The organism is Mesorhizobium sp. WSM1497, from assembly GCF_001672455.2.
Classification (GTDB): Bacteria; Pseudomonadota; Alphaproteobacteria; order Rhizobiales; family Rhizobiaceae; genus Mesorhizobium; species Mesorhizobium ciceri.
In genome coordinates this window covers 2,769,728-2,791,625 of record NZ_CP021070.1, presented here as the reverse complement: position 1 = coordinate 2,791,625, position 21,898 = coordinate 2,769,728, and the positions used below count along the sequence as shown (strand labels likewise).

At 59.7% G+C, this 21,898-nt stretch carries 20 protein-coding genes; 8 read left to right on the top strand and 12 right to left on the bottom strand.

Annotation, left to right across the window (positions count from 1 at the left end):
- Positions 1-138 precede the first annotated feature (138 nt).
- The 4 genes from A9K65_RS13510 to A9K65_RS13495 form a co-directional block, all read right to left on the bottom strand.
- On the bottom strand, positions 139-1,023 hold the full coding sequence (locus A9K65_RS13510; protein WP_064994700.1) for a replication initiator protein A: 885 nt from the start codon (positions 1,021-1,023) through the stop codon (positions 139-141).
- Positions 1,024-1,041: 18 nt separating this feature from the next.
- Positions 1,042-1,332 carry a helix-turn-helix domain-containing protein gene (locus A9K65_RS13505; protein WP_064994699.1) on the bottom strand — a complete coding sequence of 97 codons (291 nt, stop codon included), beginning with the start codon at positions 1,330-1,332 and terminating at the stop codon, positions 1,042-1,044.
- A gap of 134 nt (positions 1,333-1,466) precedes the next feature.
- Positions 1,467-2,162, bottom strand: a complete 696-nt coding sequence (locus A9K65_RS13500; protein WP_084016032.1) for a DUF2285 domain-containing protein — start codon at positions 2,160-2,162, stop codon at positions 1,467-1,469.
- Between the two features lie 230 nt (positions 2,163-2,392).
- Positions 2,393-2,671: a DUF2285 domain-containing protein gene (locus A9K65_RS13495; RefSeq protein ID WP_023723745.1), complete on the bottom strand. Its 279-nt coding sequence runs from the start codon at positions 2,669-2,671 to the stop codon at positions 2,393-2,395.
- A gap of 116 nt (positions 2,672-2,787) precedes the next feature.
- Between A9K65_RS13495 and A9K65_RS13490 the strand changes: the two genes are divergently transcribed.
- Entirely contained in the window at positions 2,788-3,048 is a 261-nt protein-coding gene (locus A9K65_RS13490; protein ID WP_064994697.1) for a helix-turn-helix transcriptional regulator, read from the top strand.
- Between the two features lie 253 nt (positions 3,049-3,301).
- Here A9K65_RS13490 and A9K65_RS13485 read toward each other — a convergent pair whose 3' ends face one another.
- Positions 3,302-4,507 (bottom strand): DUF932 domain-containing protein, encoded by a 1,206-nt coding sequence (locus A9K65_RS13485; RefSeq protein WP_064994796.1) that lies wholly within the window; start codon positions 4,505-4,507, stop codon positions 3,302-3,304.
- Positions 4,508-4,922: 415 nt separating this feature from the next.
- Between A9K65_RS13485 and A9K65_RS13480 the strand changes: the two genes are divergently transcribed.
- The gene (locus tag A9K65_RS13480) at positions 4,923-5,456 is read left to right on the top strand and encodes a MucR family transcriptional regulator (RefSeq protein ID WP_064994696.1); all 534 of its coding nucleotides are present in this window, start codon (positions 4,923-4,925) and stop codon (positions 5,454-5,456) included.
- Between the two features lie 90 nt (positions 5,457-5,546).
- On the opposite strand, the gene A9K65_RS13475 is transcribed toward A9K65_RS13480, so the two are convergent.
- Complete coding sequence (locus A9K65_RS13475) at positions 5,547-5,858, bottom strand: DUF736 domain-containing protein (RefSeq protein WP_064994695.1); 312 nt, start codon at positions 5,856-5,858, stop codon at positions 5,547-5,549.
- A gap of 1,173 nt (positions 5,859-7,031) precedes the next feature.
- On the opposite strand from A9K65_RS13475, the gene A9K65_RS13470 reads away from it, so the two are divergent.
- On the top strand, positions 7,032-7,847 hold the full coding sequence (locus A9K65_RS13470) for a hypothetical protein (RefSeq protein ID WP_031200141.1): 816 nt from the start codon (positions 7,032-7,034) through the stop codon (positions 7,845-7,847).
- Between the two features lie 4 nt (positions 7,848-7,851).
- Here A9K65_RS13470 and A9K65_RS13465 read toward each other — a convergent pair whose 3' ends face one another.
- From A9K65_RS13465 to A9K65_RS13440, 6 genes are all read right to left on the bottom strand, one after another.
- A complete protein-coding gene (locus A9K65_RS13465) occupies positions 7,852-9,105 on the bottom strand; it encodes a type II restriction endonuclease (RefSeq protein ID WP_198327595.1) in 1,254 nt (417 codons plus the stop codon).
- A complete protein-coding gene (locus A9K65_RS13460; RefSeq protein ID WP_064994694.1) occupies positions 9,102-9,557 on the bottom strand; it encodes a very short patch repair endonuclease in 456 nt (151 codons plus the stop codon). The genes A9K65_RS13465 and A9K65_RS13460 overlap by 4 nt, the downstream gene beginning before the upstream one ends.
- Positions 9,550-10,857 carry a DNA (cytosine-5-)-methyltransferase gene (gene dcm / locus A9K65_RS13455; RefSeq protein ID WP_245322048.1) on the bottom strand — a complete coding sequence of 436 codons (1,308 nt, stop codon included), beginning with the start codon at positions 10,855-10,857 and terminating at the stop codon, positions 9,550-9,552. The genes A9K65_RS13460 and dcm overlap by 8 nt, the downstream gene beginning before the upstream one ends.
- A gap of 287 nt (positions 10,858-11,144) precedes the next feature.
- On the bottom strand, positions 11,145-11,354 hold the full coding sequence (locus A9K65_RS13450) for a hypothetical protein (protein ID WP_064994693.1): 210 nt from the start codon (positions 11,352-11,354) through the stop codon (positions 11,145-11,147).
- Complete coding sequence (locus tag A9K65_RS35150; RefSeq protein ID WP_157678474.1) at positions 11,323-11,718, bottom strand: hypothetical protein; 396 nt, start codon at positions 11,716-11,718, stop codon at positions 11,323-11,325. The genes A9K65_RS13450 and A9K65_RS35150 overlap by 32 nt, the downstream gene beginning before the upstream one ends.
- Positions 11,719-11,793: 75 nt before the next feature.
- A complete protein-coding gene (locus A9K65_RS13440) occupies positions 11,794-12,150 on the bottom strand; it encodes a hypothetical protein (RefSeq protein ID WP_086081307.1) in 357 nt (118 codons plus the stop codon).
- A gap of 154 nt (positions 12,151-12,304) precedes the next feature.
- Here A9K65_RS13440 and A9K65_RS13435 point away from each other — a divergent pair, with 154 nt between their 5' ends.
- Genes A9K65_RS13435 through A9K65_RS13415 form a run of 5 tightly spaced genes read left to right on the top strand, consistent with a single transcriptional unit; the run spans position 12,305 to position 21,802 of the window.
- Positions 12,305-14,338 (top strand): UvrD-helicase domain-containing protein, encoded by a 2,034-nt coding sequence (locus A9K65_RS13435; RefSeq protein ID WP_198327593.1) that lies wholly within the window; start codon positions 12,305-12,307, stop codon positions 14,336-14,338.
- On the top strand, positions 14,331-17,453 hold the full coding sequence (locus A9K65_RS13430; RefSeq protein WP_064994689.1) for a helicase-related protein: 3,123 nt from the start codon (positions 14,331-14,333) through the stop codon (positions 17,451-17,453). Before A9K65_RS13435 ends, A9K65_RS13430 begins: the two co-directional genes overlap by 8 nt.
- Complete coding sequence (locus tag A9K65_RS13425) at positions 17,431-19,272, top strand: DUF1998 domain-containing protein (protein WP_064994688.1); 1,842 nt, start codon at positions 17,431-17,433, stop codon at positions 19,270-19,272. Before A9K65_RS13430 ends, A9K65_RS13425 begins: the two co-directional genes overlap by 23 nt.
- Positions 19,269-20,888, top strand: a complete 1,620-nt coding sequence (locus A9K65_RS13420; RefSeq protein WP_064994687.1) for an AAA family ATPase — start codon at positions 19,269-19,271, stop codon at positions 20,886-20,888. The genes A9K65_RS13425 and A9K65_RS13420 overlap by 4 nt, the downstream gene beginning before the upstream one ends.
- On the top strand, positions 20,885-21,802 hold the full coding sequence (locus tag A9K65_RS13415) for a DUF2971 domain-containing protein (RefSeq protein WP_064994686.1): 918 nt from the start codon (positions 20,885-20,887) through the stop codon (positions 21,800-21,802). Before A9K65_RS13420 ends, A9K65_RS13415 begins: the two co-directional genes overlap by 4 nt.
- Positions 21,803-21,898: the final 96 nt, after the last annotated feature.

Below are 21,898 nucleotides of genomic sequence, written 5' to 3'. Positions count from 1 at the left end.
CACAGTTAGAAACGTTAGAGGAGCGAGTTCGGCATTCGCCGCAATGACTTAAGCCCGATTCCGGTTCCTGATAGCACGGGAATCCGGTTCCCGATGGCACGGGAATTGCGGTTCCTGATAGCACGGGCCTGTCCACAGTCATTTCACAACCTTGGTGGTGCGGCCACGTGGCGAGCGCGGCGTTGCGCTGGCGCTCGCGAATGGATCGGCCGGGTGGAGTTGGAAGTTCAGGCGTGACCGACCGTCGGGATCGACGGAGAGTGCCAGCCGGTAGCCAGGCAGCGGCTGGCGACGGACGATCTCGCGCAGGTCGAAGGTAAAGCGCTTGAAGGGTGACAGGCTGCCGGACTTCGTATGGAGATGGCGGAGATCAAAACTCCAGCCATGGGTCTGGCGGCCACCGTGCTTGCGAACGAGACGATAGAGCCAGCGCTCCAGGCCGCCCGTCAACCCGAAATACTGGCGGTCAATGGTGAGGATCAGGGCATCGTCGAGAACGCCCGCATAGAACCAGTCGGGCAGGATGAGCTCGATACCGAGCGGGCGCCCGCTGGCGTCCATCCGCTCCTTCCATTCGTTGATCCAGGAGAAGCGATGCCGCCGCCGTTCCGAAGACTGGCGGATGGATGTGGCAACCGTCGTCGATTGCAGGCGGTCAAGCGCGGCTTTCAGCCTGTCGTAGGAGTGAGCGGAGTCGCCCCGCTCGATGAACGCAAGGATCTCGTACGGCGTGGCCGCCATCAGACGCGACGTACGAAGGCCTTTGTCACGTGCATCGACAATCTGACTGGCTGCCCAGATTAGGATGTCGGCGTCCCAGATCGTCGCCATGCCATGTTCGATCGTCGCCTCGACCCGGATCGAAACCTCGCCCATGCGAAAGTCGATCGGTGTCACGCGGCGGGATTTGGCAAGCGAGAAGAACGGCCACGACATCAGGTCTTGGGCATCGCGTGGCGTGATCACACTGGCGCGCGCGTGGAACAGATCAAGGTGTCCCTGATCGGTCGAGCGAAGCTGCATTTTCTTTGCACCGCAGAATCAGGAGACGCGATCGCGCCGGCCGGCATAGGCCGGCGCGCGGGCGGCATGCGGCTTGGCAGGCGGAACAAATGTCGCGTTGGCATCGCTGGTGGAAGTGCGCGCACCAAGCTCGATCCAGGCGTGCAGATCGTCGATGTCATAGAGGACGCGACCGCCGACCTTTCGGTATTTTGGGCCTGTGCCATAGGTCCGGTGCTTTTCCAAGGTGCGAGCGCAGAGACCGACAATGGGCGCTGCTTCCTTCGTTCGCAGGTATTTTTGGGGCGCGTCCGCGGGACCCTTCGACATCGCTCGATCTCCATTCGGTTCTGCTGTCGCCCTGGCCTGCCGGGACGCGCGAAACGGACGATGGTCGAATTGAGGAGAAGCGAGGGAGGGCAAACATCGGGGGATGTGTTTTCGCTACCCATGCGAAAAGGGCTTCAGCGATGGGATTTTCGGCTGCGGCTGTGAGGATAGAAGAGAAGGTCGCGGTAGCCGCCGGCCACGAGGCGATCTGCCCTTCGCAGGATCGCCCGAACCTTGTGCCGGAGATGATGATCGCGCCAGTCTCGAGGCGCGATCGACTCTCGTGACAACAGCACCTCCGCGATCTCGCGGTAGGTGGCCCCTGCGCGACGGGCGTCATGTACGCGCAGATTGAGAATGTGCCTCGCCTTCGTTTGCTTCGGCAGCGCGCCGTAGACCGGGCCAGATGGTCGGCGGTCGAGCTCGCGCCAGAACTGGCGCGCTGCGTCGAGCCGTGTCTCGAATGCCGCATCGATTGGCAGGACGATCGCGTTGAATTCGGTCGCACCGCCGCGGATGTCAGCCACGAGATTATTTGTTCCGGTCGATGCCGGCCAAAGAATATGAAGCTCGTCGGCTTTCCAAACGGCGGCGCCGCCAAGTCTGGAAAGTTGGGCAGGCTGATGCGAAGGGCTGACTGACGATCGTATTTGCGTGACTCGCAACACACGCGGCGAAGCCTGTTCCGTCCAGACGATATTCCGGGCTAACGGAAGTCCGTCACCGGTGGCTGTGAAATCGCGCGCCCCAACGGATGATGAAGTCGGGCGGACCAACTGGTTCTGCGAAACCTGGGAGATGTGACGACAGCTGGCGGCACTCAGCGACAAAGTCGTCGTTCCGGATCAGATACTCGGCAGCGAACTCTTCAGGCATGTAGCCTTGCATGTGCGCGTAGGCTGCCGCATCGGTCCAATCGCCTCGCAATGTGCCAAGTCCTCTCCCGGTACCCGCATCAGGCTGCGGGCTTTGGAATGAGCATCCCGGCCGTTACGCAAATCGGGTAGTTGGAGAGTCGGCAAACCGCTGTGCTGATTCAGCAAACCATGGGCTGGGGCGCTCAGTGTGGCGCACCGCCTGCCAGGAGATATCGATAGCCGTTGGTCGTCATCCAGCGGGCGCGGGCAAGATGCGTCTCCCATGACCGGAACGCCCGCTCTGGTTCCTCAGCCGGGTCTATGTGCAGGACGATCCTGGCCACCTCGCGCCAGTCCGCATCTTCAGCCGCCGCGTCGAGGAGGCGAATGTAGGTGAGCAGCCGCTCCTCGTCATAGCCGGTCAGGATTTCGGCATCCGGCGCAACGTCGGCGACATCGGGATCGAGGAGTGGTTTAAGCACGGCACACCAAAAGTCGTGGAAGCACAAGTGGCTGCATTCACCAGATAACCAGATTTTCTGGTTATCTGGATTTCCATTTAATTGATCTGCCGGCTTCGTCAAGGGACCGGCAGCGAATGCAAAAGACACTTCGGTCGCCGAGACATTTGCGACTTATCCAATTGATCGTGGACAAGCGCAAAGCTGCAGGCTTGAGCCAAGCCGACTTGGCAAAAGCAATCGATCGATACCAATCAGTAGTCGCAGCTATCGAGTCGGGAGGGCGGCGCTTGGACGTGATCGAATTCCTCGATCTGGCTGAAACGATCGGATTCGATCCCCATGATGTTCTAGATGAGGTGACAACAGTTCCGAGTATGCCCGTCAGAAAGCGTTAGCAGTCGGTCTGCCCAAGGGCGAATTCAGAGCTCTGAAATCAAAACGAATTTCTTGTGGCTGGGCTCAAAATGGCAGCAGTCGCATCGCGAGCCGGGCGGGGCCCGGCGAGCGGCCGCCGTGTTCAAAAAACCGCCGCACGCGCCGACCCCGATGATCTGGTCGCTAGATATTCTTATGATATGACAACCCGGTTGATACGGCGGACCTGATAGGCCGCGCGGCGAGACGTTCGCTGCGCGGCCTTTCGTTTGCTCATGCCGCCCGTTCCAACAGAGCCTTCGCCCTGCCTTCAAGTTCCAGTCGGCTATCCTGATGCACCTTGGTGCGGGCACGCGCGGTCATGCCTTGTACGAAATCGAAGATGCTTTCCGGCCGCCGGCCCTCTTCTTGGAACACCGCTTCGATAATCTTGCCCGTTTCGCCTTTGGAGAAACCGCGCTTGCGCAGGAAGGTTTCGCGGTCTTCGTCGCTACGGGCGACGATCTTCTCGCGCGCGGCCTTGATGCCGGCGATGAACGGCGCGGGACTTGAGTTCGCAAAGCTCGTCAACGCGGGCGCTGCCTCATGAGCAAAACGAAGTGCTGCAAACTTCGAATGCCGGATGCTGATTTCTTCAAAGCCTTCCACGCCCCACAGATTGCGGTTCATGCAAACGGCGCGGAGATAGAAACTCGCAATGCCCAGCGTCTTGCTGCCGACTTCCGAATTCCAGCAAAAGAAGCCGCGAAAATACAAATCCGGGTCTCCATTCGGAAGGCGCCCGGCTTCGATCGGATGCGTGTCATCCACCAGAAACAGGAACACGTCGCGGTCGCTGGCGTAAAGCGTGGTGGTATTCTTGCTGATGTCCACGAACGGATTGTGCCTCATGGTCGCCCAATCAAGAACGCCCGGCACCTTCCACATGGTGTCGCCGGTTCCATTACGCGCGATCTTCATGACGGCTGCGACGAGCTCGTGATCCCAGATGCGGCCATAATCCGGGCCGGTCACCGCGCGAAGTTCAACGCGTCCGTCTTCCGTCTCAAGGGTCTTCATCAATTCCGCTCGATGGCTCAAAAGGCCGTGCTGCAGATTGATACCGGCGAGCGGTGCGGGAAGCTGGCGCATGTAGTTGGCCGGTGCGCTGGCAAGACTGCAAAGCTGGCCAAAACTCCAATGCGTGGGCGCAATCGGTTGCTCCTGTCCGGGGACGATAAGCGAAAGCCGCTCTGCATTGTCGCGGGTAGCTTCGACGCGAACCGCACGGGTCTCGACAGTGCGGGCTGTAGCGCGGTCCGCTCTCTGCTTCACGGCATCAAAAAGCTGGGTGAGACTCAGAAAACGCTCGTCATCGGGGCGCGAAAACCATTCCGAGGAAACCCGCCCGATCCGCTCGCCACGCGAGATGTCCACTCGAAAGCCACTTGAAGCCCGCTGGTGCTGGCGGTTGCTCTCGCCGTCGATGATGTTGGTCATGTTCATTGTGCTCACTCCTTTTCGCTTCAATGCGGAAGGCATGTCCCCCGGCATGCCTTCCGGGGGCGCGTGAGCGCGCGGGAGTGATGGGGGCCAATGCCGGCGCGCGGAGCCGGGTTGCGTGGTCGAGCGGAGCGGAATGGAAGTTGATGACCACTGTTGCTGCAGTCGGCCGCTTTGCTAGCCAGCGGCCCTGCTCTGCACAGGCGGCACTGGCGGGGAAGCGAGGGGAAGTTCCTCGCTTCCTGACGACCCGACAAGGGTCTCCGCAGTCGAATAGAACGATGAAGGCGAAGCTTACTCTTATAATGTTGGGCAAGAGATTTGGATTTTACAAAGAAACGCACTATTTGCTCGTTGGCAGACGGGGAAATCAAATTCGTCAATCCATCCGATACAATAAGAGGAAAACTGTATGACCACTGCTCCCGGGCAAGACGACCAATTGGATACCGTGTCGATAGCGGCCGACATTGTCGCCGCCTATGTGTCGAACAATCCAGTGCCGGTCAGCGAGTTACCGAAGCTGATCGGCGATATCCATGCCGCACTGAGAGGGATCGGCACGCCGGCGACGGAACCTGTGGTCAAGCAGGAACCGGCAGTATCGATTAAGAAGTCAGTGACGGCGGACTTCATTATCTGCCTAGAAGACGGAAAACCATTCAAATCGCTAAAACGGCATATCGGAGTCCACTACAATCTGAGCCCAGACGAATACCGGCAGAAATGGAAACTGCCCTCCGACTATCCGATGGTGGCCCCGAATTACGCGGCCACCCGTTCGGCCCTGGCGAAATCAATAGGGCTCGGGCGCAAAGCGGCTGCACCCACTCCTGCCGCATCGGAAAAACCAAAACGTGCTGCTCGTGCGGCAGCAGCAACGACGACCGCGACAGCCATCCAGTCGCCGCTGAAGAAGACGCGCAAGGCGTCCACAAAAGGCTAGTGGGCGGTGCCTGACAAAGGCGCCAGGCCGCGACGGCCGTGAGAACATGACGAAGCCCCGCCTTGCGGCGGGGCTTCGTGTTTTTTGGGATCACTCTGCGGTGCGGCGAGACCAGATGAGCGAGAAGTCGCCTTCGGTCTCGGTCTCGACCAGGCTCGCATAGATCGGAGCGGGGAAGCTTGGATCGTCGAGCTTGACGGAGTGGTAGTCGCGGCCCTCGCGCGAGGTCTTCTTCCATGCCGCCCCGAACTCGGTGTCGCCGGCGAAGATGCGGTAGTCGGGGCCCTTTTCATTTTCGCCATCGGCCGGAGAGAACGTCACCGTCTTCACGTTGAGGTTGAGGGTCTTGACCGAACCGGAGAAGCCGTTCGCGGTGCGGGAGAAAGTGCCGATCGTAGCCATTGTGGTGGTTCCTTCTGTTTTTCTCGAGCCGCGCCCATCGCGGCCTCGATGGTGGTCGTGAGACCTGAGACGATCGGTCCGCACCCCGAAGGGGCTGAACAAAGTGGAGGACGATGGCGCGAGGCTTTCTTGAACCGCGAGGAATGGACGCGCAGCGGCCAAGGGAAGAAAACGCAGCGACGTCGTTGCGGGAAGACGATCGAGACTGAGTGCAGCGAAGACGGTCTTCGGTCAGACCCAATCCATTCGAGGACGAGGTGGACGTGGCCTGGAACGAACGAAAGATCACAGCCACAGCGGCGACGAGTATCATTGGCCACGCGTATCGGCATAGGAAACGTTTTTATGAGCCTACATTTGACGGCGAGAGCAACATCCACTGCCTGCACAGGCGCCGGGTAAATGAGCTCTTCGCAACCATTTGCCAACGGCATCACTGCAGTTTGAGCGACCATGCCTTATCGGGCCGGCACCCGCGGACCACATTCGGCGCTTGCTCGGGAAACACCAATTGACCGGAAGGTTGACTCCACCGGGGAACACGGTCCGGGCATTTCCCTGGAGCATGATGTGTTCTGGTGCAGAATTCCAACAAGGCTGTGCGCCCTGAAAGTGACCTGCCCTGCGGGACACGATCCGGCATGTAAACGCAAAATCTGTGTGGCCTTCGACACCGTCCATTCGTGTGTTCAATTCTTCCCATTTCCAGGAATGCTCCATACAGGAAGAGCAGCGCATAAAGTGAAGCTGCTGAGATGTCCGGAACGGGGACAATGCCAGATCAGCAGCGGAGCAAATTCGCGGCCGCGAACTCGGTTCAACAAGGTGGCCATAGGAGGTTCAGCATCGCGGCGACGAAGGCGCGAACCGGGACTGACCACCTCCGATGAGCGGTCAATTTTCAGGAAAGTTGGGCGTTGCCCAACAATTGCGTTTGGGCCGTTTTCGGTTTTGTGCGCTAGTTCGTGCCGCCGGAGGCCCAAAAAGCAGCATTTGTGCCTTGCCACCTGACATCATGGGGTATTAGCGAAGATCACGCTATCTACACATCGTTGCATGAATCAAATACAGCTCCTCCAGTCAACCTGAAGGGACTGCATGGACTGTCACCATCCACATTGCCCGATGCGGCCATCGCCGGGCCAATGGCTCGATGTCGTGAATCTCCCATCCATGAAGGTCCGACCCAAGGACAAGGTGCCACTGCTTGCCGCCCTGAATGCGAATTTCAACAGGGGACCGGTCAACCCGGCCGTTGATCTGGGCGTCCCCACATTGAACGGTGGACTGCTCAAGCGCCTACTGAGGCATTGTCCGTGCCTCCACAACCAGATTGCTATCGGTTCGACGGCCCGGGCCGTGGTCCATTTCTGCGAGCTGACGCTCGGGTGCCGTATCGATGCAACGAATGTTCATCAGGCATTCCTCATTCAGCACCCCAAGAAGGGCCCTCCCCTTGATCCGCCTCCCCTGAAACGGCGCGGTGACGGAGGCACCATAATGGAGTTTCTTTGCAGCGAGGTACTGCGATCGGCCGGAATACCTCCGATGGATCTGGATTCACAGAACTGGCCCGAGTGGAAAATGCCGGGCCACATGCTGCTCAATGAAGGTAAAATGAATGCGCTGCGCGCTTTCGGCGACATTCTGATCCCGTGTGCTCCCACCAATCTGGTCATATCGGTGAAGAGCGAAGCGGCGCGGGAACGCCTGTTGTACTCGTCCAACGCGATCGAAGGAATTGGATTCGGGTTCTTCAGGGAGCCGGACGAGTTCTGGACCGAAAGCCGCATGGCGCTGTACAAACGGATGGGTTTCACGGCCATCTACATGCCCGACCACACCCATGAAGAGGTCATCCGGCACATAAGGACAGAAGGCACCGAGCGACATGCGGTGAACATCAACGGAACCGACCTGTACCGACCGCTCAGCATTTTCGGCACGGATATGCGAACTGTCGTAGGACGCTCCAGCATGCTCCTCTAGCTGGTTATTCCCCTTGCCTTCCGGCTACCAGCCCGATGAAGCCGGAGACATCCATCAACCATTCCTGCTGGTTTGGCCTGTAGGTCTGGTGGAGTTTGCGGGGGATGACCAGCTGAAGCAGCTTTGTCCGCATCTCGTCCGTCTGGTTTTCGGAGATACCAGGTTCCAGCGTCAGAAGGTGTTTCTGGTCGATCCTCGTAGCCTCCGACAAGACCTGGCGCCAACGGTCTTTGAGAGTGGACTTTGACCCAAGCATGGTCAGCCTGGCAGTAGGGAAAGCTGCGTCCCGGTATTCCGCCTGACCCGGGAACAGGAAGTCCGGCCTGTTTCTGTTTTCCGTCTCGACACCGTGAGCGAACCTGATCCTGTGGGCGTCGAAGACCGCAGCCAAGTGGTTCTCCAATGCGGCGCCGGCGCGCGCCTTCCGGCGGTTCTGGACGCTCAGTGAAAAGGCGAGGAAGCCGTCCACGTCAGCCCCATCATCCAATGCGAAGCCCCCTCCGATCCGCTCGGCGACAATGCGCCGTTCCAGTCGACGGAAGAGCTGCTCCTCACGCTCCATCCACAGGAGCAATGCCTCGTCCGGAGCGTCCTGCGCGTTCACTTCCGGAAGCGAGGATCGGGCAAGCCCTGAGAATACGACGGTGGTCGGGAACTTCAGCCCGAACTTCTCTATCAGGCGGTCCAGCTTGTCCGCTTCCCGTTCCTCCGGCTCGATCCCCAACTCGTCCAGGACATAGCGGGCAGCGAAGTCGAGCTCGGCATCATTGTTCCCGCCAATCTCCTGCGACTCAAATTTCATGCCGATCTGCTCGTCCAGTCCGAACAGCCACAGCAACTGGTTCCGGATCGTGCCTCCGTCAGGCGTAACGATAAAGAGAAGATGACCATCCAGCTTCCTGGCAAGGAACAGGATGTCACCCGGTTTCATCATCTGCGTGACGGCGTTGCCCTGATAATACAGCCGCCATTCTGCGCTACGCTTCGGCCGGTTCCGGCGCGAGTCATACCAGGAGAGCCAGCCCTCTTCAGAAAGCGCCTCCTGTTCTCCGCCCAGCCAGATGTAGGTCGCCGGGAAGCGGTGGTCCGCGCCGCCTTTCGGGAACTTCCGGTCGTCGTGACCGAGAATTCTGACCAAAGGTTCCGATCCCGTGACCTCGTGCTGATTTGACGACTCAGGATTTGCATCGACCAGAGCGAGGCACTTGACCGCTACGCCTTCGAAGTGATCGGAAAGCAGCCCCCGTCGGATCGTCATTTCCTCCCCCTGACCTCCAGCCTTGGTGTATCTGACCGCAGCCACGCCGCGCAGTTGCCGATAACCTCATCAAGGCTGCGGCGACTGCGGCCTTTAAGGCTGCATTCCCAAACGATGCCTTGTCGCCAACCGAGACGGGACAGCGCTTCGTCTGTCCTCGCATCAACGTCGCGGTTCCTCGCAATCTTCGCCGACCAGAATTCGGGTCGGGTCGACGGAAAACGAAACAGCGGGCAGTCGTGGCCGTGCCAGAAGCAGCCATGGGCAAATAGAACCGCCCGATACCGGGGAAAGACCATGTCGGGCTTTCCGGGCAGCGAGCGATCGTGCAGCCGAAAGCGGAATCCGATGGCGTGGAGCCCGCGGCGTAGTGTCAGCTCCGGCTTCGTGTCGGTCCCCCGTATGCCAGACATCATGCGGCTGCGGACTTCGGGGGCGACGATGTCAGCCATAAGCAGCTATCGGTTTTGTGTCAGGCCGGGTGATGACGGGCACAATATGCGGTTTCGCAGGGGTCTGTTCAGCCCTGGCAATTGCCTTTCGGATATGAGGTTCGATCGCCCTGGCTACAAACTCGACGACTGGAACAACGACGGCATTGCCGAATTGCCGGTATGCCTGCGTGTCGGAAACCTCGATCCGCCAGCGGCGGTCACCACGATCAAAGCCCATCAGCCGCGCGCATTCGAGCGGCGTAAGACGGCGTGGCCTCTTGCCGGGCTGGTCGATCAAAACCTCTGACCCATCCTTGTAGTACCGGGCGGAAAGAGTGCGCGACACATCCTCTGGTCCGAACAGACTGTAGCCGAAGCCATTGCCCTTGGCCTGATGCTTGGCCTTGTAGTCCTGAAGGTACTGCCAGAGACGCGGTGTCAGCGTGTACTTCGGGTCAACCTCGTCATGCGGCTGGAGGATGCTCTTCAGCTTGGGACCCGCCTTGGCATCCGGAAGTTTCAGTGCCTGGAAATCGAAATCTGTCGGCTCGCGGAAACCGACAATGAATATGCGCTCCCGCTTCTGCGGCACCCAGGGCTCCGAGCTGATGACGCGGTGCTGGACATGGTACTTCAGCTCGTTCTTCAGGACGTTCATGATCGTCCCGAAGGTCTGCCCACCGTTGTGGCCCTCGAGATTCTTGACATTCTCAAGCACGAAAGCGGCCGGACGGTGATGGGCTATGATCTGCGCGGTATCGAAGAACAGTGTTCCTTGGGTGTCGCACAAAAACCCATGCGGACGATTCAGAGAATTCTTCTTGGATACGCCCGCGATCGAGAAGGGCTGGCAGGGAAATCCGGCTAAAAGCAGATCATGTTCCGGCACCTTTCCGGGGTTAGCGGAATACTCGCAGATGTCGCCGCCGATCGGGTGATTGTCCCGGAAGTTCAACGCGTAGGTGGTTTGCGCGCCGGGATCCCATTCGGAAGTAAACACGCAGTGGCCGCCGACCGCCTGAAAACCAAGACGGAGTCCGCCGATACCGGCGAACAGGTCAATAAAACGGAACTTTGCATCAACGGAGCTGTCTACCTGCTTTTCGGTGTGTTCGCGCAAAGTCCTGAGTGCCAATCTGGGAATCCTTCCGCCGTCCTCATACCGATATGCGCTACGGCTGGAGACTTCTAGGAAGTCGGCTGTCTCATCTATGGTCATCCCGGCTTTCTGCCGAAGACTGGAGAATTCCGATTGTTTTCTGCTGCGCATGCGTTCCTGCCGAATCATCCACTGTGTCGATTTGTGCCAAACTGACATCAAATGTCCTAAGGGGCAATAAATGTTCTGCTTCCGTTCCATGTCTGCTGACAGGGATTCACAAGATAATGGCAGGCCCAGAATCAGGAGACCTGGCCACTCTGGCCAGGATGTAAGGCGAAGCACGGCAAGGGGCCGGTCGCTGATGCGACCATCAAGGCCAATCGCGGCCGCCCAACCTGAGGGTGGCAACCACCAAACCGGTCATTCCAGACGGACACCCACGCCAAGCGCTTAAAGCGAATCTGGGTCGGCCCCACAGACAGTGCGCCCGCTTTGAAGTGCCGTCATGCAGCCTGAAGGTGCTTTGTCTTCGTGAAACTGGCCCAGCGCGGAGCAAGCGCCGCCAATGATGGTCGTGCCTTGAGCGTCAGCACACGACCTTCCAGGGCCTCATATTCGCTTCCCCCAAGCTCTGCTGACACACTGACCCGAAGGTTTTCGTCGATACCGATGAGATCAAGATCATAGAGCGTGTGAAGATCGGCGCGCAGCAAAAAGGCCGTTTTCGGGGTGATTATCCTCCTGGCCTCGATACGGCCAAACGTGGGCCGCCTCAACGATCGCCATCACGGTGCAACCGGAAATTGCACAGGCAGCGCCATAACGGCGGATCAGATCGCGCCGGAATTTTGCCTGACCACGCCGGGCGCAAATTGCCGCCAGAACCCGGTCGCGCCGATCCGCCATTCGCGGCTGATATCCATCTCCGGGGCCACTATCGTTGTCGACACTGTCAGGCAGACGGCGCTGGAAAAACGGCTCGAGCAGGCTGCGCGTAGCCGGTACAGCCTTCACCACCACGTCAGCGATGCTACCAGCGTTGATTCCTTCGATCGACATCTGATCATTGGTCTTCACCGCGGCCCTCCGTAGTTCCGCTCGTGTGAGTACGCCCTCCGCGCTCACGAATGTACCACCGTAGCGTGCCTCATATTAGGTTACGGCATTTACCTGACGGACGGGTTCATCAAACTCGTGACCGTCATTGCACCGGTAAAGCGGCAGACGCATCTGCCGCGGGTGTATGCCGGTTGTAGAGCAGACCGGACCCCGCAAGAGTTCTTTGGTGCCCTCACTCGAATGGATCTCTTCAATCAGCGCGACGCCGACAAGACCATCGCGGTTACGAATGAACGCGATATCACCCGCATTCACATGCCGACCATTTGCAACGCCGCTGTCGAAGCGGTATGCCGACGTGGGGGAGTCTTCGTAGCCAGCATTTCCGCCGTACTGACGCCTGCCTTCAACGGAGAGCAGCGTCCACGAGCGACTGGATGTGTCCGGCATGATCTTCCCCCCAAGAAAACCGCCTTCGGTTGTCAAAGCGATATACTTCGAATAGCAAATACAGCATACATCATTTTCAACAATGCTATTCGACGCTGTATTTATTGGATTGCCGAGGGGCTTCGGTGCAGTCGACGTTTCCCGGGGGGTATCAGTGGAGTCAACGTTCGCGGGGGAGATAGAGGTTATTGTCCTCAAGTCGGGTCGTGAAGTCACGCGCGTGACCAGGCCGCTTCGCAATACCCCGCTCGGACCCGTCATCAAGTTCAAGCGTCGTCTGTGGCGTCTCTCCGGGTTGACGATTGACCTAGATCACCAGCCTGTCGAAGACGAAGAACAGCAGATCGAAGAGGCCGCCGAGGAGCCCTCAGAAATGGTCGCAGACGCAGACGACGGTCTTCAGGATGCGGTCATTCATGCAGGCAGGGACGAGCGCCTCTTCGTGGATGCCGGGCCCGGCACAGGCAAGACCTTTGTAGCGTGTTCCCGCGTCGCAGGATTGATCAACGACGGACTGCCCGCCAGCCGCATCTGGATCATCAGCTTTACCCGCACTGCGGTGCAGGAAATCCGTAACCGCATCGCGACCTACCTCAACGATCCCTCTGATGCCTCGGCCGTGCGGATCGCTACTCTCGATTCGCACGCATGGGCGATCCAGTCGGGCTTTTCTGCCGATGCCAAACTGACCGGCAGTCACGAAGACAGTATCGAAGCGACCCTCAGGCAGGTCTCCAGCGACGAGGGAGTGCTGGAATACCTGCAGCGGGTCCGCCATCTGATCGTCGATGAAGGGCAGGACATTGTAGGCAAACGGGCGACCCTTGTTCTGGCAATCATCGATCGCCTCGACGACGAATGCGGCGTCACGGTCTTCGCTGACGAGGCTCAGGCCATCTACGGATTTACCGAGGATTCCGACGTTATCGAGGGTGCCGGCACTGTCTTTATCGATGAACTTCGCTCACGCAGCTTCGCCGAGCGGCAACTCAAACAGATCCACCGCACCTCTGATCCTGGCCTGCTTGAGATTTTCACCAAGGTCCGAAGGCGCGTTCTCGACCGCAGAGTGGCGACCGCCAAGCGCAGCAGCGACGTACGCAGCGAAATTCAACGTCTCGCGTCGGCGCAGATCGGACCGACGAAGAACCTCGACCTTGGTGCCCTTCCGGATGGCTCCCTGGTTCTTCTCCGGCAGCGCTTCGATGTCCTGCAGACCTCGAGTTTCAACACGGGAGTCCCACACAGACTTCGCATGTCGGGTCTTCCACCACGTATCTATCCCTGGATTGGCAGGCTGCTCTGGGATCATGTCGATCGTCGCCTGGTGCGAAGCGCTTTCAACCAACTCTGGAGCGAACGCCTGGTGCCCCTGTCGCCGATCATTTCCGCAGATGCGGCATGGGAACTGCTTTTTGAAGCCGCCGGAGACAGCCAGAACGTCATCGACCTGCACCGCCTCCGGTCAGTCCTCGGGCGCTCCAGTCCGCCAACGCTGTTCACATCGCCGGAATACGGTGATGCGGGCCCCATCATCGGCACCATCCACGCCAGCAAAGGACGGGAAGCAGAGGACGTCTGCCTGTTCCTGCCGCCGGTGCCCGAAGAGACCAATGGCCAGAGCGACGAGGAAATCCGCGTGATGTTTGTCGGCGCCACGCGCGCAAAACGCAGCCTCTCTGTCGGGGACTCCCCTTCGAGGCAGTCCGGAAACTCTGACGGCCGCGCATGGAAACGCCTTGCTGGAGGGAAACTCCAGGTCGAGATCGGACGGACCGGTGATCTGGAGCCTGAGGGTCTGGTCGGCACTGCCGCTTTTTCCGAGGCGGGCGCACTTGCAGCCCAGAACATCATCCTGACGAGCCCCGTCATGACGGGGATGTTCGCAGCCGCAATTGGCGATCTTGACTGGAAGCTGGCTCTCAGAACAGAGGAGAAGGTTCGCATCGCAGTCTTCAGCGAGAAAGTGAAATCCGACCTCGGTGACATCGCGACCCGCTGCCAGAGCTTCCCGCCACCAAATTATCTATCCCATGTGAGGTCGACCGGCCTGCGTACAATGGTCATCAGGCCCGACGACCCTGATCTGGACGGACTTCACGAGCCATGGCGAAGCAGCGGTATTCTTTTCGCACCCATGCTGACGGGATTTGGCTGGACCAAGTTCAGGGGGGCCGCAAATGACTGAAACCATTCAGCCGCGGGAATCCGTCCTTTTGCGGCTGCGCGAGGATCTGATAGGTCCGCGTGCCGCGGACGAGACGCTCCTCTCCAAACCTTCGGACGTCTATCTCACCGGCATTCTCTGGCCAAAAAATACGGCTCTCGCGCCCGAAGAGGACGAGCATCTTTCCGTAGCGCCCGGTGGTGAAGAACAGGGGGAGGACTCTCCCGAACAGGCACAGGCCCAGTCCGTTGCAATGCGCCGGCCTTCGGCTGCAGGCCTTTCCTTTGCGGCCTCGACGACACACAAGGGCGCGAATGCTCGGGTCATCGTCAATGTCCGCTTCGCAACCTACGAGCCTGTTGAATCCGGGCGATCCAGTCACTGGAAACGCGTCCAGCATGACAGCGGGCCGCTTGAGTTTGAGCTGAAGCCAGGCAACTCGGATGTTCCTGTCCTCACCGGAACGGCAAAAGGTATTAGGCTGAATCTCCGCACGGTTCCTTTTGAACGCGGCACACTTTCAACCGTTACCCTAGTCAACGATGCAACACCCGCCGAACCCACGAGGCCAGCGGTCGAGCAAGTCACCATCTTCCAGGTGGGTCTCGAAATCGGAGCCGCAGCCGGTACCTCGCTTATATCGCGACCGAGCCGCAGACGGCCTGTGGACCTTGAGGACTGGTCATCCGAACTTCTGTACCGCCACGCGCGGGAATTTGCCTCCGGACATACATGTTCGGCTGACTGGACCGCTGCGGATTCAAACGAAACAGCGACACTTCTGCGCATGGAGTGGATTCCGGAAGCCATTGTGCCGGCCGTCAGCCCGGATGGACATGGTGTTTTTGCTACACTCGCCGACGGGCCGCTGAAAACCCTCTCGGCCACGTGGCTTTCCCGGGCTTCCGACGCGGACCTCGCAGCAGCGCTGAGCCGACTGTGTGATGCCTATTCCGACTGGATCGATCTGCAGAGCGCTCCAGGCGGTGATCTCAAGGGCGACTTTCGCGACGCCGCCGATCGGCATCTGGAGGAAGCGAAAACCGTTCTCGGGCGGATGCGGGGCGGGATCGCGCTGTTGAAAAGCGACCCGGTGGCCGCGCGCGCCTTCCGGCTTTCAAACCTTGCGATGACAACGCAGCGCGAATGGTCGGGCAAAGGTTCGCTAATATGGCGTCCCTTCCAGCTGGGCTTTCTTCTGCTAACGCTGGAAAGTGCGGCAAAGGGAGACCACCCGCATCGTGAGACCATGGACCTGCTCTGGTTCCCCACGGGCGGCGGCAAAACCGAAGCCTATCTCGGCCTGATAGCGTTCGTTGCTTTTCATCGGCGTATGTCGCGCTCTACTCCCGACAACGGCGCTGGTGTAGCCGTCATCATGCGATACACGCTGCGCCTCCTGACCACGCAGCAGTTTGTGCGGGCAGCCGCCATGATCTGCGCATGTGAAGTCATACGGCGCGGGTCGATCGCATCGAAAGACGCGACCGGGCTTGGTGTGGTACCCTTCTCGATCGGTCTATGGGTCGGAGACAAGGCGACTCCCAACACAAGGCAGGCTGCCTTTGACAGCCGGACGGATTCTTCCCGCTCCTCGCCAAAGCAGCTGCTGTCATGTCCGTGCTGCCGGCGGCCGCCAGCCTATCGCCAGCCACGCCCGTCCGACTCCGTTCAGATCTTCTGTACCTCGGAAGGTTGCCTGCTTTCGGGATCGAATCCGCTTCCGGTCTGGACAGTGGACGAGGATGTTTATGCCGCACGCCCGACGCTCCTGATCGGTACGGTCGACAAGTTTGCGCAGATTGTTCGAAACCCCGATACCGCAATCCTCTTTGGCGTTGGCTCCGACGCCCAGCCGCAGCTCATCCTCCAGGATGAACTTCATCTGATATCGGGCCCGTTGGGAACACTGGCCGGCCTTTATGAATCCGCGCTGGACCTCATCCTCTCGGCTGACGGGTCACGCCCGAAAATCATCGGTTCAACCGCAACAATCCGGCGCGCACCCGAGCAGGTCCTTGCCCTGTTCGATCGCAAGACCTGCCAGTTTCCTCCGCCGGGACTTTCTGCGAATGACTCCGGATTCACTGTCGTCGATCAGGAACTGCCCGGACGTCGTTATGTCGGCATCACCACTGCCGGCCGCTCCGCAAAATTCACCCTGCAGGCAGTCGCCGCTTCCCTGCTGCAGACGGCAGCCGAGGGGCTTCCACCTGCGCAGCGCGATCACTACTGGACCCTCGTCGCGTATTTCAACTCCCTACGTGAACTGGGCGGCGCCCTTGTCCTGATGCAGGACGACGTTCATGACAGCATCCGTCTGTTCGCTGACGCGCGGAGTGAAACCGCCCGCGATCTGCACTCGGTCGAGGAACTGACCTCACGCCGCTCCCAGGCAGAAATCACCGGGATGCTTGACCTGCTCGAACACCCGGCCGGGCATGAGGCTGCTGTCGACGTCGTGCTGGCAACCAACATGGTCAGTGTTGGCGTGGATATCGCTCGCCTTGGTCTCATGCTGGTCAACGGTCAGCCAAAAACAATGGCCGAATACATCCAGGCAACCAGCCGTGTTGGCCGCGGGGATATCTCTGGCCTTGTGGTGCCGGTCCTCAATAATGCGAAGCCCCGCGACCGCTCGCATTTCGAGACGTTCCGCACATGGCATGCGACGCTCTATCGCGAAGTCGAGGCCACCAGCGTCACACCATTCGCATCCCGCGCACGGGATCGCGCGCTTCATGCTGTCCTCGTGGCCATTGTCCGCCACCTCGTGCCGGGCATGCTTCAGCTGCCCGTAATGAACGACCCCGCCATCGACAAAGCGCGCGACCTCATAGCGCTTGTCGCCGCCCGGGCTGCCCGCGTTGATCCGCTGGAGACCGATGTCGGGAAAGAATTGAACGACCGCCTGTCGCGCTGGCTCCGGCGTGATCCGCAGCAGTACTGGAATCGTTTCTCGCGTGACTCCCTGCTGCAGAGTGCCGAAGAAGCCGCCGCCAAGCGTGCTGCCGGAAGAATCATCGGTCAGGCTTGGCCTACACCAAACTCAATGCGCGGGGTTGAGCCAGCGACGCACTACCGCCTCGCCGAAGTCCTCAAGAGGAGGGATGATGCCAAAACTCCCGGCGAATGAACTCGGCGAGCTGCGGCGCAGCGCAGCTGTTGCCACCTTTGGACCGGGCGCTATCATCGACTTCAGGGCCGGTGATGCGACCATCTCTGCCGTAGCTGCAGGACTCGAAGAATGGGATTCCAGCTTCCCGCCGGCAGGCATGCTCAATGAGCAGGCGATCCGCGAAGAACGGCTTCAGAAAAAACTCGGGGTCAAAGGCTTCCGCCTTCCGCCCGTGCGCGATCCAACGCGTGAAAGCGATGCTGCACGCGCCCTTCCCGCGGTTCGCTTTCCCCAATGGCTTCAGTGCCCAAGCTGCGACCGGGTTGGTCGCGAGGATCTGTGGGGCGAGGAGCCGGGACGAGCAGGGCGCATCTGCCAGGAATGCACCCGCAAGGCGCCCGGCAAACGTAATGTGTTCGTCATCCCTGTCCGCTTTGTTCTGGCGTGTGAGTCTGGACATCTCGACGAGTTCCCGTGGCATTGGTGGGTCGGTCACCGGGAGGATTGCAAGAACAGGAAATTCCTCCACCTCAAGTCGGAGCAGGCGGGCCTTGCCGGCCTCATTCTGACCTGCCCCGAGTGCAAGGCGTCCCACTCCATGGATGGTATCTTTGCGGCCGACACATGGAAGAAATTCTCCGTCTGCCGCGGCCGGCGCCCCTGGCTTGCCTGTCCGGACGAGCAATGCCAGCATCACCCGCGCGCGGTGCAGCGTGGTGCATCCAACCTCTACTTCCCCGTCATAGAATCGGCGCTCAGCATTCCTCCATGGTCCGACCGGCTGCAGGAAGCGCTCGGCGTCTACTGGGAACCCATCGTCAACACGTTCCCCGAGGACCGGACGAAGCAGATCGAATTCCTCGCACACGGTCCCCTTGCAGCTGTCCTCGCTGAACTCGGCATGACACCCGCGCAGCTGGCGGCGGAAGTTGAACGACGTGTCGGTCAGCAGGAGAAAATCAACGTCAGCAACCTCCGGCTGGAAGAATACCGGCAGTTCACGGGTGGAACCCATGTGCACGGCCTTGATCGCGAGTTCGAAATCCGCCCGCAGACGGTTCCTCCGGTGTTAAAGCCGTGGTTCTCCCGTCTGGTAAAGGCCACCCGCCTCCGTGAAGTCCGGGCGATGACCGGATTCACCCGTATCCAGCCTCCGGGCGATGGTGCAACCAACATTGCCCGGCTCTCGGTTGCTGATAATCTCGGCTGGCTACCGGCGATCGAAGTACGCGGCGAAGGTATATTCCTCGAAATGGATGCCGGCCGTCTCGCAGCGTGGGAGATGCTACCGTCGGTCATAGCGCGCGCGGCTCACATCAACGGCCACTGGATCGAGGAATGGCGACTGCGCAATGCCGGCACTTCCATGCCGCCAAGGTCGATTACGCCGCGATCCCTTCTGATCCACACATTTGCCCATGCGCTCATGCGCCAGCTCACGCTCGAATGCGGATATTCGTCGACCGCCCTGCGCGAGAGACTGTACGTCGCCGACGAGAACGAGCCCATGGCAGGCGTGCTTGTCTACACGGCAACCACTGATGATGACGGCACGCTGGGAGGCTTGCAGCGTCAGGGTGACCCGCAGCGAATTGAACGGACAGTCATCGCAGCAATTCAGGCGCAGATGTGGTGTTCGTCCGACCCGCTTTGTATCGAAGACATGCTGGCGCCTGGCGATGGACTCTCCCTGGCGGCATGCCATTCGTGTGTTTTGGCGCCCGAGACCTCCTGCGAAGAGTTCAATCGCTTCCTCGACCGCGCCATGCTGGTAGGCACGCCAAAGACTCCAGAAGCTGGATTCTTCCGCGGTATCGCCGAAAGCGAAGGATCATGACCGGCGCAAAAATGTGGCCGCATACGCTGCCCCAACAGGTCCGCGATGATCCCCTGAGATCGGCCGAAGTCAAAGTCTTCGATCTTCTGGAAAATCAGCTGGGCGACGACTGGACGGTTTTCTACAGCCGTCCCTGGCTTGGCATCACGCCGTACGGCGAGGAAAAAGATGGCGAAGCCGACTTCGTGGTCGTCCATCCCGACCGCGGACTTCTGACAATTGAAGTCAAGGGCGGAGAAATCACTCGGGATCCGGCTGCGATGAAATGGGTGAGCCGGGACCGGCATGGCGTCCGGCACTACATCAAGGATCCCGTCAGGCAAGCGACATCTGCCGAGCATAACCTGTTCAAAAAAGTGCAGGTGATGCCTGGCTGGCCAGGCAACGCTTTCCTTCGCACGCGCCACGGAATCGTGTTTACCGACACCGAAGACCCACCAGGCAACCTCGGCGCCGAAATGCCACGTGAGATTTTCTGTTGCCGCCGCGAGCTGCCCAGGATCGGGGGGTGGGTTCGAGCCAGACTATCTGGCGGCAAGGGGGATCCGATCGGTGCAGCCGGCATAAAGTTGTTTGAGGACCTGCTGGCTCTTCCGTTCACACTCCGCGTTCCACTCGGAAACTACCTCAGTGATGACGATCAGACGATCGAGAGTCTCACGCCACAGCAGTTCTATGTCCTGGATGCGGTCGCCCATATGAGCCGCGTTGCAGCTGGTGGTGGAGCCGGGACCGGCAAGACCATCGTGGCGCTTGAGGATGCCCGCCGTCTTGCTGAGGCGGGACTTAAAACGGTGCTCCTCTGTCTTGGCGACCGGTTGGCGGTTCACCTGCGGGAGCGGTTGAAGGGCACTCCCGTTCAGGTGTGGACCTTTGCCGAGCTATGCCGCCACTACGCGGCAAGCGCAGGTCTGGTCGCCGATCTGCCGGCATCGGACGCTATTGAAAAGGGTCCCGATCTGCTGATCCGCGCGGTGAAGAAGGACAAGACGCTTCGCCTCGATGCCATCGTTGTCGACGAAGCGCAGGACTTCCGGACTCAGTGGTGGATCGCGCTGGAAGACATTCTGGTCGACCCGAAATCCTCTCGCCTTCACGCCTTCTACGACACGAACCAGAGTGTCTACGGCGACCTCACAGGAGAACTCGCCGCATTTGCCATCGTCCCCATACGCCTGACACGCAACCTTCGGAACACGAAGGCTATCCACACGGCCGCGTCACGGTTTTACCGAGGAAATCCCATCACCGCCGATGGACCGCAGGGTTACGCCGTTGCATGGAAAACCTGCACGCCGGCCACGATGGATAAGCAGGTAGTCGATACCGTGCGCGAGCTGACCATTGAAGGAGAAGTCGCTCCTGAAAATATCGTCGTTCTCGCCATGAGCGAGAAGGTGATTCTGCTTTTGCAGCAGCGCCTGGCTGCCTTCGAGGGCGTCACGATAACACATGTCCGGGACTTCAAGGGGCTGGAACGGCAAGCGGTGGTTCTGGTAGCCACTCGCGAAATCGCGGATGAGCGCGAACTGGCCTATGTCGCGCTATCCCGCCCCCGCGCACATCTGACCGTGGTCGGTGAAGCAGATATCCTGTCATGGCTTGAGGGCAGGTGAGTGCAGATGCCGAAGCCATACCGACCCGCGGACTCCTCAAGTTCTGCGGTCCAACATCTTACGCGCTCGAGAACCTGAGGAACGGGGTTCTCTATTGCCAGCACTACGAAGGTTTCAATGATCCCTTCGAATTCTGGGCGGATATTGAAACGGGCATCCCCGATCCCGTGACCGCACGGGATCGGTTCATTGCAGCCGCGACCGCCTGGGGGTTTGAGCGGTTTGAGGATGCCGTGTCGGAGAATGCCACGGAATATTTTGAGGGACTGGACGGATCGGAACCGCCATTCGAGCGGATGCTCGACAAGATGAGAATCGCGTGTTTCGCATCCGAAACCGACAACCTGCCTATGTGGTCTCACTATGCAGATGGTTTGCGCGGTTTCTGCATTGTGTTCGATGAAGCAGCCGTCATCAACGTCAAGCCGGAAGCCTTCATTCTCGACGTAGCGTACCAGGATGTCCCGCCGCGTGTTGATACGTTTGTTTATGCAGTCGCCTATGATCAGGAGGACTATCACGCCATGGCGATTGAGGAGACCGAAAGCGAAATCAAACGTGGCGATACGTCAAGTGAAGTGTGGCTAGAACCCTACAAGGGCGCGCTCGAAGAGGCTCTCGTGACCATGAGAGGTATGTGGAAGGATGTGTTCGCCACAAAGCCTTCCGAATGGAAATACGAGAACGAGCGGCGCCTCCTCACGGACGCTCTGCGTGAAGGCAAGGAACCGGTTCTTCGCCCCTATCCCCCCGAGGCCGTAAAAGAAATCATCATCGGCGAAAGAATGCCTGCAGGCTACCGCGACCGGCTTCTTGAGATTATTCGTGCAAGGCTTGGTGACAGACCGGTCCGGACGGCGCGCCGCTCAACCGATCGATACGCCATCTTCATAGACGACCCCATCGTGAAGTGACGTCAGATCGCGTCCCGATCGAGCAAGATATCGCATAAATCCTCACAGCGCGCGTTCACCTCGTCCTTGGTGCGACGCGATCAGCGTGACCGGTGG